We start from the raw sequence: 12,994 nt of genomic DNA, 5'->3' as shown, positions 1-12,994 counted from the left end.
CGGTCTGGGTGGCGTGGTCGGCCATCGGCCCGGACGCAGCAATCGCTGCTGAGGGGCGGCCGACATAATCAGTCGGCGGGGGCTGAACGCGACGAGCATCCGCGAGACGGCCAAGCACGCCAGGGCACCGCGCGGACCGACGTACCCCTACTTCCCCGAGGGCAGCAGCAGTTGGTCACCGAGGCCGTGCGCCACACGGGCGAGTGGACCGCGCGCAGTCTGTGCAAGGAGTGGCGGGTTGGTGGGGGAGGGGCTGCTCGCCGGCTCCTGCGGGAGCACGGCGTCGAACCCGAGCCGGCGGCGCGCGATCGCGACACTCATCGTCGCGGCCGTCGAGGGAATCTTGGCCATGTGCCGCGCCAAGCGCAGCACCGAGCCTCTCGATCGCATCGCCGGGCAGTTGCGGGCGCTCTCATCCGTGCCGCGATGGACGACTGGATTCCGCTCGCGCTCGGCAGCGTCGAGGTCTGAACCCCGCTCGCGCTCGGCAGCTCGGGCTTCAGGTGCCCAGCGCGGCACGGACCGCCTTGGCCCGCTCCTCCGTGAACACTCCGCTCTGCAGCAGCGGCACGATCGACAGCACGCCACCGGACGAGCCCCAGCTGCCCTCGTCGATCACCCGGAAGTTGACCCACCAGGCCGGTGCCGGCTTCTCCAGCCCGCAGGCCGCCGCCAGTGCGGCCAGCACGCGCTCGATGACCTCGGCCCGTACCTCCGGCTGCCAGGCGGCGTCCATGACGGCGAGGTCGATCACCATCACGTCGAGTTCCGGGTCGGCGTCCGCCAGCAGCCGGCCGCCGATGGCCATCATGTCCCGCTCACGCTCGACGAAGTGCACCTGGAACCCGGGCCGCGCCGCCGGAGCGAACTGGCCCACCTCGGGTACCAGTACCGCGTCCGTCAGTGTCTCGGCCAGCTCCCGACGCTGCTCCAGGCTCAGGCGCCCCTTGGGCGTGTTCACGGTGATGATGGTCATGGAATCCTCCTATGGCAGTCGTTATAGAAGTCAGGCTACACACCTCTTCTCACGACTGTCATGTCGGTCGGCCCCCGGACGGCCAGGAGGGTCAATCGGTGATCACGGGGCTGCGGTGGATCCACTCGCTGCCGTGTGCCGCCTGGTGCATGAAGGCGGCCACGTCCGCGCGACTGATGGTCGGGTTGCCCTTCATCGGCAGCCGGTCGCCCGCGCTGTACGCGCCATTGGCGGGGCCGTGGGTCAGCCGGGTCGGGTAGACCACGGTCCAGTCCAGCCCGCTGTTGCGGATGCGTTCGTCGGCGATCGCCTTGTCGGCGTAGATCGACCGCAGCAACGTGCTGTAGATCGCCTTCTGTGTGGTGCTCGATTCGCCGAAGGTGTAGCCGACGCCGAACGACGACAGCCACACCAGCCGGGAGATGCCCACTTCCTTGGCCGCACCGATCACGGCCGCCGAGGCTCGGGTGAAGAGGCCGTCGGCGCGCACCGAGTTGCCCCTGCCGAGCGCGGAGATGATCGCGTCGTGCCCCGTCGCGACGGCGGCGATGTCGCGGTGCGATGTGGCGTCCCCGGTGACCGCCGTGACCTTGTCGGCCAGATCGCCGAGACCGGCCGGGTTGCGTACGAAGGTGGTGACCGAGTCGCCGGAGCGCAGAGCCAGGTCGACGAGATGGCGACCGGTGGGGCCGGTCGCCCCGAGAATGAGCAGCTTCATGGCAAAGGGAATCTTCCGTGAGTGGTGTGGGGAGTGGCTGCGCTTGCGCCGAGACGCCAGAGGGGCGTCGGAGCGGACAGCTGTCCGCTAGGTGAGGGACGCTACCGGACGACTGTCCGGTTGACAAGGGGCGGTCGGGCTTGCGTGGCGGTGTCCACCACTCGGCGGAGGGCCACGAGAGTGTCGAACTCGGCGACTTTCAGGCCGAGTTCGGAAGCCCCGTCTCGGAAGCTGACGCACTCGTCGACCCGCGGGTCCGACCTGCGGGTTAGGCCCAGCTCGCCCGCGCGCGTGTCGGCCTGGAGGCGTGATTCGATCCGGGGCGGTCGGGGGCGGAGGAGGCGGTCGGCGGCGGTTCGGGGCCGGATGGGAGTCGAGGGCGGTGCCGATGGCGCGCCTGTCGCGTTCCGCGGGGCCGGGGCCGGGGCCGGGGCCGGGGCCGGGGCGCGAGGCAGTGGCCGGATGGCCGGAATCGCGGAGCGAGTTGGGGGTGGGTAGCGGCAGGGTGAGGGGGCCGGGCGGAGTCCGCTGGCCGCAGCTGCGCCGCCGTACGCCGCACGCTGCTCGCCGCCCTCGCGGGCTGCGCCGCCCTCAGTGTCGTCCCGGTGCCCCCGCGCGCAGGCCGTCCATGACGATGTCCAGCAGCCGGGTGGCCTGGGTGTGCCAGTCGCCGCTGATGTCGATCTGCCAGATGCCGGCGATGGCGCGGAGGAAGTCGTCGGCGGTGATGCCTGGACGGATGGTGCCGGCCTCGTGGTTGGCGTTGAGCAGGGATTCGATCGAGTCGAACACCAGCGAGTATCCCGACGGCTCAGGCCCTCCCGTCGCGCCCGCCGCCTGGCGCAGCGCGTCGGCCAGTCCGGTCTTGGCCATGATGAAGCGGGCGAGGCGGTCCATCCATGTACGCAGGGCCTGGTCGGGCGCCATGGTCTTCAGCAACTCGGTCGCGCTGTCGGTGAGTTGCTGCACCTCGTGGTGGTATGCCTCCAGAACGAGTGCCTCACGGTTGGGGAAGTTGCGATAGAGCGTGCCCTGTCCGACGCCCGCCTTCTTGGCGATCACGCTCAGCGGGACGTCCGCGGAACGCGACAGTTCGACCAGCGCCACCCCCAGGATGCGCTCCCGGTTGCGCTGTGCGTCCGAACGCTGAGGCCCGCCGGTCCTCGACTGCACAAGTCCTCCTCTCGGGCTTACGTCCGAAGCCCTTGCCTAACCGGACAGCCGTCCGATACCTTCTCCGTGCCGGACTGCTGTCCGCTTACGCGTTCACCATAGCGGGCGAACCGTTCGGCGTCTTTGGCCGATGGCCTGCGCCACCGGCGTCCCGCCCCGCCCCCCACCGCATCCCGCCTGATCACGACCCGGCCTCGCCCCGTCTTCGGACACGCCTCCTGATCCGTCTGCCTGCCGGACCGCTCCCGACGCGTTCCGGAGCTGTGGTCGTGCCGCTGGCCGGCGGTGACGAGTAGGGACAATGGTTTCTGTCCCTGCTCGACCGACAGGTGCAGCTTGATGGTCAGCCCGCCGCGTGAGCGTCCGAGGCCGTGGTCGTCGGGCTCTACATCGACGCCGGCGGGAGGCTCCTTCTGCAGGTCCTCTTTGTACGCGCCCCGGCGGCGTGTTGGGTGGCTCGGGCGATGGTGGGGTCCACGCTCACATCCCAGATGATCAGGTCCTTCGCGTCGGCTTCGGCCCGCAGTTGCTCCAGGACGCGCTTCCAGGTGCCGTTGCGCTGCCAGTGCCGGAACAGGCCGTAGACCAGGTCCCACGGTCCATACCGCTCGGGCACATCCCGCCACGGGGCCCCGGTCCTGGTCCGCCCCCTTATGCCGTCGAGCAGCCGCCGACGCGTCCAGGCCCTCGGACGGCCCGGCTTCCTACCCGTCGGCAACAGCGGCCCCAGCCGCGCCCACTGGCCGTTCGTCAGATCACCACGCCCCACGAACGTGATCCTCCACGGGCCTTGATCCACTTTCGCAACACGCCCTAGTTGTGCTGAGCGGGATCCTGATCCTCGGGCAGGGGCTGCTCGAACCAGACCACCTTGCCCGTGCTCAACCTCGTCGCCCCCCAGTGCTCTGCGAGTTGGTTCACGAGGAAGAGCCCCCGGCCGCCCTCATCCGTCAGCTGGGCGTGCCGCATCCTCGGCACGAGTGGCGAGTCGTCCCCTACCTCGCAACGGAGTACTCCCGTACGGAGCAGCCGTAGGGTGATCGGCCGGGTGGCGAAGCGTACGGCGTTCGCCACCACCTCGCTGACCAGGAGTTCGGTGGTCTCCGCCAGGGAGTCGAGTCCCCACTCGTGCAGTGTCCTGAGCGTGAGGCGGCGGGCATGCCGGGCGGTCTGTGGGCGAGGAACCATGTACCAGAACGCGACTGTCTCCGGACGGATGCCCACGAACCTGGCGGCAAGCAGCGCGATGTCGTCATCGCGGTCTCCCGCAGGGAGAGTGCCGAGGGCCTGATCGCACAGCTCTTCCAGACTCAGGGAAGCGGATCCCGAAGTGGCTGTCTGCAGCCGTGCGCGCAGCCGGTCCACCCCGGTCAGTACGTCCGAGCTGCGGGACTCGACCAGGCCGTCCGTGTACATCAGCAGGGTCGCCCCCACCGGCGCGTGGATCTCGGTGGATTCGAAGCCGCCGAGGCCCAGGCCGATCGGTGCTCCGGGCGGGACGTCCAGAGTCTCCGTACTGCTGTCAGGATGGAGGAGAACCGGCGGGAGATGTCCGGCGCTGGACGCGAGCAATCGCTGCCGTACGGGGTCGTACATGATGTACAAGCAGGTCGCCGTGTGCTCGGTGCCCAGACGCGCCGCCTGCTCGTCGAGGTGGTGCAGCACTTCGTCCGGCGGCAGGTCGAGTCCGGCCAGCGTCTGCACGATGGTGCGCAGCTGGCCCATGATCGCGGCCGAGGTCATGGAGTGGCCCATCACGTCGCCGATGACCAGCGCGATCCTGCTGCCCGGCAGCAGGATGACGTCGTACCAGTCGCCGCCGACCTGCGCGGTGCGCGCGGCGGCCCGATAGCGGCTGGCCAGCAGGACTCCGTCCGGCTCGGGCAGTGACGGCGGGAGCATCGTGTGCTGGAGGGCGTTCGCCACGGATGCCTGTCGCGCGTACAGCACGGCCTTGTGGATCCCGAGAGCCGTGTGCGTGGCCAGCTGGGAGGCGATGAGCAGGTCGGCGTCGGTGAAGTCGGCGCGATCGGGTCCCCGGACGAGAAGAACGCTGCCCATGCCATGGGTTCGGCCGTGCAGAGGAGCGAGGATCAGCCGCCGTCCGGGCGGCAACGAGCCGGCGGCGCCCGTCGCCCCCAGCAACTCTGCCATCGCCGAACGGACGCCCGGCGGCTCCCCGAACACCGGCCGCCCGGCCCGTAGCAGCTCGGCGAGCGGACCCGCGGCATCCGGGTGTACGACCTCAGCCACCTGGAGGGCGCCGGCGGCCAGGGGCGGTGACGGGGATCCACCGGCGGGCACCTTCCTCGGCGACGGCTGGTCCGAGGTGTGCAGCCGCAGGACTCCCGGGGTGTCGGCGGTCTCGTCATCGACCGGAAGTGGATCGTACAAATGGACGAACACCAGATCCGCGAAGGCGGGGACAGCGGCCTGGCACAGTTCACGCAACACTTCGTCGACGTCGAGACCTCGGGCGATCCGCCGGGTCGCCGTATCGAGGTAGCGAAGGGTGCCGGTCTGCCGCTCGCCGCCACCGCGTCGGGGAGCCGCCGGGTGGCCCTGGTCGCCGAGACAGGGTGACGGAGCGGCTGGCGGCGGTCGATGGGGGTGAGCGGCGCACGCCTGTACGCCGGCCGCCTGCCCGCGGCTTGGTCCATCGGCTTCGAAGTGCTTCGTCACACGCTTCCCTCCGCCGTACGCGGCCGCGCCGAGCCGGATCAGGGGTTGTCAGGCGGCCCGTCTGCAGCGCAGGAACATCTGCACTTCGGGCAGGACGTCCACGGTTGCGGGAGCGTAGGTGTACGAGTGCTCCTCGACGATCTCGAAGTCCGCCGCCTCGACGATCTCGCGCAGCTCGTCCCTCAGATAGCCGGACACTCGAATCGTGCTGCCGATGAACGGGATGGAGAAGTCGTCCAGGTCGGCCTCCACCATCGACAGAGCGAACATGCCGCCCGGAACCAGGAGGTGGTGGACCGTGCGCAGTGCGAGGGGGATCTCGGCGCGGGGCAGCATGAGCAGGGAGAAGAAGGCCGTCACCGCGTCGAACCGGCCGAGGTCCCGGGGCCCTCCCGGCCGTAGATCGGCGATGTCCGCCCGGTGGAACACGGCGGTGGGCACGTTCTCGCGGGCCAGCGTGACCATCCTCTCCGACAGGTCGATGCCTACGACCCGCAAGCCCGCCGCCGTGAACTGGCGGGCGGTGGGGACGCCGGTGCCGCATCCCAGGTCCAGCACGCAGGACCCGGCCGGGAGGGAGCCGATGAGCCACTCGGCCGACGCGATCTGCCCTTCCTTGTGCGGAAAGGCCTCGTCGTAGTGGCTGCCGATGGCGTCGAAGGCCTCGGCCTGGCCGGTGCGGTCGAGCCGCATGCTTCCGTAGTCGAGGTCGTCGGTGGTGTCGCTCACGGAATCCCCCTTCTGCCACTTCTGATTTTCGCACAGTTGTACAGAATCGGTCCTTTTTGCGGAGGGTTCCCACGATGTGATGCGGGGCGAGCGGGGCCGCCTCCGCCAGCCGGTTCCGCACCCCGCCGAACCGCGCCTCGGCCTCGACGACCCAGGGCAGCGAACCGCCGGCCAGCACGAGCAGCCACACCCAGAGCAGCACCGTCGAGGCGCTCCAGGAGGCGATGGGAGCGCCGACAGCACAGGAACCGGCGGCCACGATCCACAACATCCGCTGCGCGGAGGTCACGGTGTGACCCGCGTTCATCCGACCCGGCCCAGCTCGCGCCGCGCGCGGCGCACCGCTGCGCGGGCGAGGATGCCGGCCGTGGCGGCGAGCACGGTGGTACGACCGCGCCAGTCGGCCGGGACGGGCGGTGGGGGAGCGGACCGCCCGGCCCGCTCCTTGACCAGCGTGCTGAACAGGCGCTCGTAGCGGTCGGCGACGCCCTCCGGCGTGAATCGTTTCGCCGCGCCGGCCCGGGCGGCCCTGCCCATCTCCGTACGCCGTCCGTCGTCCCGCATCAGTGCCACCAGCGCGTCGGCCACGCCCCGGGTGCTGTCGCGTGGGACGAGACAGCCGTCCACACCGTGGCGGATGATCTCGCCGGGCCCGTGGGGGCAGTCGGTGCTCACCACGGGTAGGCCGCAGCGCATGGCCTCCACGATCGTCATGCCGAACGACTCGTGCGCGGAGGTCACCGCGGCGATGGAGCCCTTGACCCACTCGGCCTCGATGGGAGTGGCCGGACCCATCAGGAAGACCCGCTCCTCCAGGCCGTGGTGGGCTATCCGGTCGGCTATCCGGGCGCGCTCCGCGCCGTCCCCGTAGATGCGCAGGGACCAGTCGGGGCAGGCCGCACCGGCCAGGGCGAACGCGTCGACCAGCATCTCGTACCGCTTGACCCGGGCCAGCCGTCCCGCCGCGACGACGACCTTGGCCGCCGCGTCGGCCGGAGGCACCGTGGGTTCGGGGACGCTGTTGGGGATCGCCAGCACCCGGGTGCCCGGCAGCCGCATCCCGCGCCGGTGGTCGCGCGCGTCCGCCTCGGTCATGGTGACCAGCGCGTCGAGACCGGCGTACCAGCGCTGGAGTTCCGTCCGCAGTCGGTGCGGGTGGTTGTCGTGGGTGAGGTGCTCCTGGCCGACGCGTACGGCATGCCGTGGCCCGAACCGGGCCAGCAGCGCGTTGAGTCCGGCCCTGGTGCCCACGACGACGTCGGCGTCCGTCTCCCGCAGCCAGTCGATGACCCGCTGCTCGGCGAGCCGGTGGTACTGGTACGAGCGGCTGTCCCCCTTGGGGAAGAACTCTCCGGCTCGCTGAGCCAGAGGGTCCGCCGCGTCCGTGGACTCCTTGCGCCGGTCCACCAGAGCCCTCAGCGGCACCTTCGGCGACCGCCCCAGGCGGGGCTTCTCCCGGTGCCGGAAGACCGACACGAGTTCCACCTGGTGTCGGCCGGCGAGCGTGTCGGCGAGTGTCATGGTCGTCCGTACGGTGCCGCCCATCGCGTAGGCGTTGTGCAGCAGGAAGGCGATGCGCACGTGCGGCGTCCCCCGATTTCCCTGTGATGTGTGCTGGTCAGTGCCACTGTGGTCACCTTCGACAGGGCGATCACCCGTGCATCGCGGTACGACCCCGTGCCGGGGGATCGTCATCGCGTCGGGGGAGGACTTGCGCTCTCTTCGGTGACGCAGCGTGCCGGTACTCGGCAGTGCCGCACCGACACTCGCAACCGGAGAGTTGTTTGGCACCTCCCATCTGCCAGGTCGGACAATCCGATGGGCGCGGCGCCGGAAGAAGGGCGACCTGGCGTGGTGGCGCCTACGAGTCCACCGGAATTGTCTGCGGTGGCGAGAGGGGCCTGCCAAACAACCTCGCGGCTGTGAACGTCGATCATGACCTCGCTGCACGTCGAACCACCGGAGCACGCCATGCCCACCGCGGTCCTCATCACGGTCGCCCTCTCCGTCCTTCTCGGGATCCTGGTGCTCTTTCTGCCGCTCGGGGGCCCCGACACATCCGCCTCGGCCGCGGCGAACCATGTGACGGTCAACGCCGAGACCGTCGACGGCAGGAAACGCGTCGACTTCCCACAGGTCCACTGGGACATCAACCGCGGCTCGGGCGCCTATCTGGCCATGCTCGACCGACTGCGGAACCTCGCCGACAGCACCGAGACCCGGGGGTACGCCGACATCGTGATCAGCAGCCGCGACGACACCCCTGCGGTGCATGCGGTCGTACGGCTCAGCGACCTCTCCGTCGTGCGGTTCTTCTCCAGCGACACCCCGTACGACTTCGTCCTGAACCTCGCCTCCGACGTCCCCCACCAGGAGGACTCCACCGACGACAACTGGTTCCTCGGCAAGGAGGGCTACGACGCCCTCACCCGCGTCGCGAACCAGTCACTGGCCGCCGTCAACCTGAGCGAAGCCAGCCTCGTCGACAGTCTGAGGGACCTCGGAATCCGCGGCACCGACCGCACCGCCCAGGCGCGTGGCATGCTGCGCTACCTCATCGCCATCACCGAGGCCTCCCGGTCCCGCCCCGTCGCCGACCACATCGCGCACGGCATGGACCACGGCTCCGACACCTTCGTCACCGCACAGCAGATCGACCCGATGCGCGGCTAGACCGGTGATGTTGACGCACGGCGCCGGACGGTCAGGGGCAGACCCGTCTGTACGGCTGGTCCGGGACGTAGGTGCGCCACTGCGCCCGGGTCAGCTCGGTGTTTCCGGTGCGGGCGCAGACGAGGGATACCGCTCGCTCCGGATCGACGACGTACCGCTGGAGCGGGACGTGCGGGCCGCCCGCGTACAGCGTGGAGCTGTCCGGGCTGAAGGCCAGGGTGTCGATGCCGTCACCGGAGGTGGGCAGAGAGGGGCCGAGGGGTTGCCGGGTCGCGATGTCCCAGAGTTGGACGATGCCGGCGTCGCTGCCCACGGCAAGGGTGCTGCCGTCCGGACTGAAGGCGAGCGCCGTGACGGTTGCCGCGGTGTCGGAGGACGGGTCCGCCGGTGCGGGAAAGACGTTCCGCAATATGCCCTCGCGGTGCCGCAGGTCGCCGTCCCAGACGGCCACCTTCCCCGTCGCGTCGCCGGCCGCCAGACGGGAGCCGTCGGGAGCGAAGGCGATGGCTCCGAGGTAGTCGCGCTGGACGAGGTCCTGGGCATGGGACCGGCCCTCTCGGACGAGGCGGTTGTCGGTCACGAGGAGCCCGCCGTCCGGACTGACGGCCGGCCGGAAGCCGGCCGGGCCGGGCAGGAGCGCCGTTCTCCGCTGCCGCGTCGTGTCCCATGTCTCGTTGACCGCGCTGTCGGCGGTCGTCCGCGCGGTGAGGAGCGTGCGACCGTCCGGGCCCAGGGCGATCGCGTCCGTCGCCGCCGCGGACGCCGTCGTGGCCAGGTCCACCGTGCTCTTCGTACGCCCGGCGGCCAGATCCCAGACGGTCAGACGCTGAGGAGACGCTTCGACACCGGGGATGGAGACGCCGTACGCGAACACGCGACTGTCGGTGCTGAAGGCCAGCAGAGGCTGGGTGAGGTCCGCGCGGATGGACAGCTCGTCGTTGCGGGGGACGGGAAGGGGCGGGGTCGGCAGGGTGCGCCGCAGTCGGCCGTCGTGGGTGTTCCGGAGCTGGAAGACGTAGCGGTCACCGACGAGTCGCGCGGTGGCGAGCGTCCTGCCGTCGGGGCTGAGGCGCATGCCGGTGAGCGGGCTCGTGCGCCAGGCGCGGGTGAGCGTGGTGGTGAGGTCGAGGGTATGGACCGTGCCGCCTTCGAGGTACCGCAGCAGGGGCCGTGAGGGGTCCCAGGCGAGGTCGGACAGCGATTCGTTCTCCAGGGGGTGCCGGAAAACGGGTGCGTCGGGCGTGGACAGCCGCCACACTCTGATCTCCTGGCCGCCGCCGGTCGCCAGGAACGAGCCGTCCGGACTCATGACGGCCCTGTAGGCGCCCGGATGCCTGAGGTCGACGAGTCGGCGGCCCGACGTGGTGTCCCAGACCCGCGCCCGGTCCCCGGTGAGAGCGAGGAGCCGGCCACCGGTCAGAGAGAGGGAGGTGTCGTCGCCACAGACGTCGCGAGCGCCCGTCCAGTCACCGGACCGGACGCCGCGCGTGGCGGTGTCCCAGACCTGTGGGGCCTGGCCGACCGGGCAGACGGCCAGCAGCCGGTCGTCGTCGGCCGCCGCGTCGGCGAGTTCCCCCCTGCCGGCCGACGGGGTCCGGAAGACCAGACGGCCGTCGGTGACGGAGTGGAGCTCGGCCCGCTCGTCGCCCGAGGCCGTCACCAGGTAATGGCGACCCTTCGCCCCGAAGCTCGTGGTGCCCCAGGGCGGCACGGTGGCACCGATCCAGCGCCTCGTGCGGGTGTCCCACATCCGTCGGGTCCCTTCCGCGGTCAGGATGATGAGCACCCGGCCGCCGGGCCCCGCACCCAGTACCGTTCCCCGCGGTGCCGGCCCCGAGGCGATGCGCCGGTGCGTCTCGACATCCCACGTCCGCCAGGTGCCGTCCTCGACGCTGAGCAGGGAGCGCCCGGAGTCATCCAGCAACCGCGTGGGGGTGGGACCGGGCGCCGGGTCGGTGAAGTTGTCCAGTGCGGGCTGGGCCAGTGCGCCGAGCAGGGCCCGGCGGGACTCCGGCAGCGGGGACATGCGCCAGGCGGCGACGCCGAGCAGCATCGCGGTGCGCGGGTCGGTCGTACGCAGCGCGTCGGCGACCGCGGCCACCCGGCGGGCCGCCGTGTCGGTGGTCTGCTTCTCACTGTCCTGACGCAGTCGTACGGCGGTCAGGCCGACGATCAGGGCCACCGCCAGCACGGCGCAGAGCGAGACCGCGAGGGTACGGCTCCGGCGCCGGGCCCGGGTGGCGGCCCGCTCCTCCGCCGCCCGCTGCGCCGCCGCGGCGAGCAGGAAGTCCGTCTCCTCGGACGTCAGACCGTCGTAGCCACGGTCGTCGCCCGCGAACAGTTCCTCGGCCCGCGCCAGGCGGGTGCCCCGGTAGAGCGTGCCCGGGTCGCGGTCGTGCTCCAGCCAGGTGCGGGTCGCGTCGGTCAGCTGCCGGTGGTGGCGCAGCCGCTCCCGGTCCCCGTCGATCCATGCGCGCAGTCGCGGCCAGCTGGTGATGAGTGCCTCGTGGGCGAGGTGCACTCCGTCGTCGTCGGTGGTCAGCAGCCGGGCCCGGGTCAGCCGCCCGGCGACGGCCCGTACGTCGGGGTCCTCCCACCCGGTCATCTCCTCCCAGGTGAGCGGGCGGCGGGTGTCGGCGTTGCCCTGGCCGGGCTCGACCATCCGCAGGAGCAGGTGCCGGGCAGCGTGCGCCTGCGCCGGTGAGAGTTCCGCGTACGCCTCCTCGGCGCTGGCCGCGATCGCGCCGCGTACGCCGCCGGCCGCTTCGTACGCGGCCAGGGTCAGCATCCGGCCCCTGCGCCGCCGCCAGGTCTCCAACAGGGCGTGGGACAGCATCGGCAGTCCGCCGGGCTCGTCGAGCACGTCCTCGACGATCCGTGCGGTCAGGGTCCGCTCCACGATGAGCCCGGCCGCCTGCGCGGGACCGATCACCGCCGTACGCAGTTCGTCCGCGGCCATGGGGCCGACCAGGAGCCCACTGCCGTGCAGCGCCTCCGACAGGCGCGGGTGCTCGGCGCACCGCGCGTAGAAGTCGGACCGGACGGCGATGAGCACGCGCAGCCGGCTTCCCGGGTCGCGCGCGGCGAGCAGAAGGTCGAGGAAGCGGTCCCGCTCGGCGCGCTCGCGGCAGAGGGTGAAGACCTCCTCGAACTGGTCGACCATCACCCAGCACTCCGGATCGTCGGCCGACGGCGTCAGCAGATGCCCGTAGGAGGTGGCGGGCCGGGCCCCCGGAGTGAGGATCCGCAGCACCGCCGTACGCCCCGGCCCCGCGGCCTCCTCCCGCAGCCGGGGAATCAGACCGGCCCGCAGCAGGGAGGACTTGCCGCTGCCGGACGCCCCGAACACCACGGTGAACCGGGACCCGCGCACCAGCTCGCTCAGCTGGTCGATCAGCCGGTCCCGGCCGAAGAACAGCTCACGGTCGTCCGGCTCGAACCGCGCGAGACCCCGGTAGGGCGGTGCGGCGTCGGCATCCTCCTGCCTGCCCTCCCCGGCCAGCGCCTCGGCCTCCGCCCACCGTGCCTCCCAGGGAGCGGGGTCCTCCTCCCCGCACGCCCGGACGTAGGCCTGAAGCACGGCCAACGACGGCAGCCGCTCGCCGCTCGCGGCCTTCGACAGGGTCGTCACCGAGAAGCCGGCCTGCTTCGCCATGGCTCGGTACGACACGCCACCCGCCGCGCGACGCAGCTCCCGAAGATCATGGGCGAGCCGCTGCACGGGACCGGCCGCCGGGTCGACCGGGAGTTCGGGACGCCCCATCGCGAAGCCTCTTTCGCTTTCAAGATAAAAGGTTGATCGACTGCACAAGGTACTTTTCGTTGCCCTCGCGCGAGAACCCTCTCCCCTTGTGATGTCCGTCGAAGACGGTGCGGCTTCCTTACGCTCGGTGGGCCGTGCTCAGAACCGGCCCATGTAGGGGAAGCTGCCGTGGCGAGGGCCCGGACGACCCGGCGTGTTCTCCTGCATTCGCTGGTGGGTGGTGGGGTCCACGGAGGAACCGGCGACGAACCAGTCCCTGGTACCGATGCTGCATGTCGTG

Annotated in this window: 10 protein-coding genes and 1 pseudogene; 3 read left to right on the top strand and 8 right to left on the bottom strand. The window is 71.1% G+C overall.

What is annotated here, in order from left to right; translation table 11 throughout:
• Positions 1-241: 241 nt before the first annotated feature.
• A pseudogene (locus tag ACZ7MG_RS42175) lies at positions 242-346 on the top strand (hypothetical protein); the annotation flags it as partial.
• Positions 347-499: 153 nt separating this feature from the next.
• Here the strand turns inward: ACZ7MG_RS42175 and ACZ7MG_RS42170 are convergent.
• From ACZ7MG_RS42170 to ACZ7MG_RS42150, 5 genes are all read right to left on the bottom strand, one after another.
• A complete protein-coding gene (locus ACZ7MG_RS42170) occupies positions 500-976 on the bottom strand; it encodes a tautomerase family protein (protein WP_471395822.1) in 477 nt (158 codons plus the stop codon).
• Positions 977-1,067: 91 nt separating this feature from the next.
• Positions 1,068-1,694, bottom strand: coding sequence for an NAD(P)-dependent oxidoreductase (locus ACZ7MG_RS42165; protein ID WP_471395821.1), 627 nt, complete (start codon positions 1,692-1,694; stop codon positions 1,068-1,070).
• Between the two features lie 591 nt (positions 1,695-2,285).
• Positions 2,286-2,867, bottom strand: a complete 582-nt coding sequence (locus tag ACZ7MG_RS42160; RefSeq protein ID WP_471395820.1) for a TetR/AcrR family transcriptional regulator — start codon at positions 2,865-2,867, stop codon at positions 2,286-2,288.
• Between the two features lie 385 nt (positions 2,868-3,252).
• Positions 3,253-3,636, bottom strand: coding sequence for a transposase (locus tag ACZ7MG_RS42155; protein ID WP_471395819.1), 384 nt, complete (start codon positions 3,634-3,636; stop codon positions 3,253-3,255).
• Positions 3,637-3,680: 44 nt separating this feature from the next.
• The gene (locus ACZ7MG_RS42150) at positions 3,681-5,348 is read right to left on the bottom strand and encodes a SpoIIE family protein phosphatase (RefSeq protein ID WP_471395825.1); all 1,668 of its coding nucleotides are present in this window, start codon (positions 5,346-5,348) and stop codon (positions 3,681-3,683) included.
• On the opposite strand from ACZ7MG_RS42150, the gene ACZ7MG_RS42145 reads away from it, so the two are divergent.
• Positions 5,262-5,450 (top strand): hypothetical protein, encoded by a 189-nt coding sequence (locus tag ACZ7MG_RS42145; protein WP_471395828.1) that lies wholly within the window; start codon positions 5,262-5,264, stop codon positions 5,448-5,450. The two genes, ACZ7MG_RS42150 and ACZ7MG_RS42145, sit on opposite strands and share 87 nt — an antisense overlap.
• A gap of 147 nt (positions 5,451-5,597) precedes the next feature.
• Here the strand turns inward: ACZ7MG_RS42145 and ACZ7MG_RS42140 are convergent, their stop codons facing one another.
• Both ACZ7MG_RS42140 and ACZ7MG_RS42135 read right to left on the bottom strand, forming a co-directional pair.
• Positions 5,598-6,242 (bottom strand): class I SAM-dependent DNA methyltransferase, encoded by a 645-nt coding sequence (locus tag ACZ7MG_RS42140; RefSeq protein WP_471395824.1) that lies wholly within the window; start codon positions 6,240-6,242, stop codon positions 5,598-5,600.
• A gap of 339 nt (positions 6,243-6,581) precedes the next feature.
• Complete coding sequence (locus tag ACZ7MG_RS42135; protein ID WP_471395818.1) at positions 6,582-7,859, bottom strand: glycosyltransferase; 1,278 nt, start codon at positions 7,857-7,859, stop codon at positions 6,582-6,584.
• Positions 7,860-8,213: 354 nt separating this feature from the next.
• Between ACZ7MG_RS42135 and ACZ7MG_RS42130 the strand changes: the two genes are divergently transcribed.
• Positions 8,214-8,951 carry a ribosome-inactivating family protein gene (locus ACZ7MG_RS42130; protein ID WP_471395817.1) on the top strand — a complete coding sequence of 246 codons (738 nt, stop codon included), beginning with the start codon at positions 8,214-8,216 and terminating at the stop codon, positions 8,949-8,951.
• A gap of 31 nt (positions 8,952-8,982) precedes the next feature.
• Here ACZ7MG_RS42130 and ACZ7MG_RS42125 read toward each other — a convergent pair whose 3' ends face one another.
• Entirely contained in the window at positions 8,983-12,714 is a 3,732-nt protein-coding gene (locus ACZ7MG_RS42125; protein ID WP_471395816.1) for an nSTAND1 domain-containing NTPase, read from the bottom strand.
• Between the last annotated feature and the right edge of the window lie 280 nt (positions 12,715-12,994).

It is taken from the genome of Streptomyces sp. NPDC107538 (assembly GCF_055657445.1).
The sequence above is the reverse complement of the archived record's forward strand: the minus strand, read 5'-3'. Positions and strand labels throughout refer to the sequence as shown.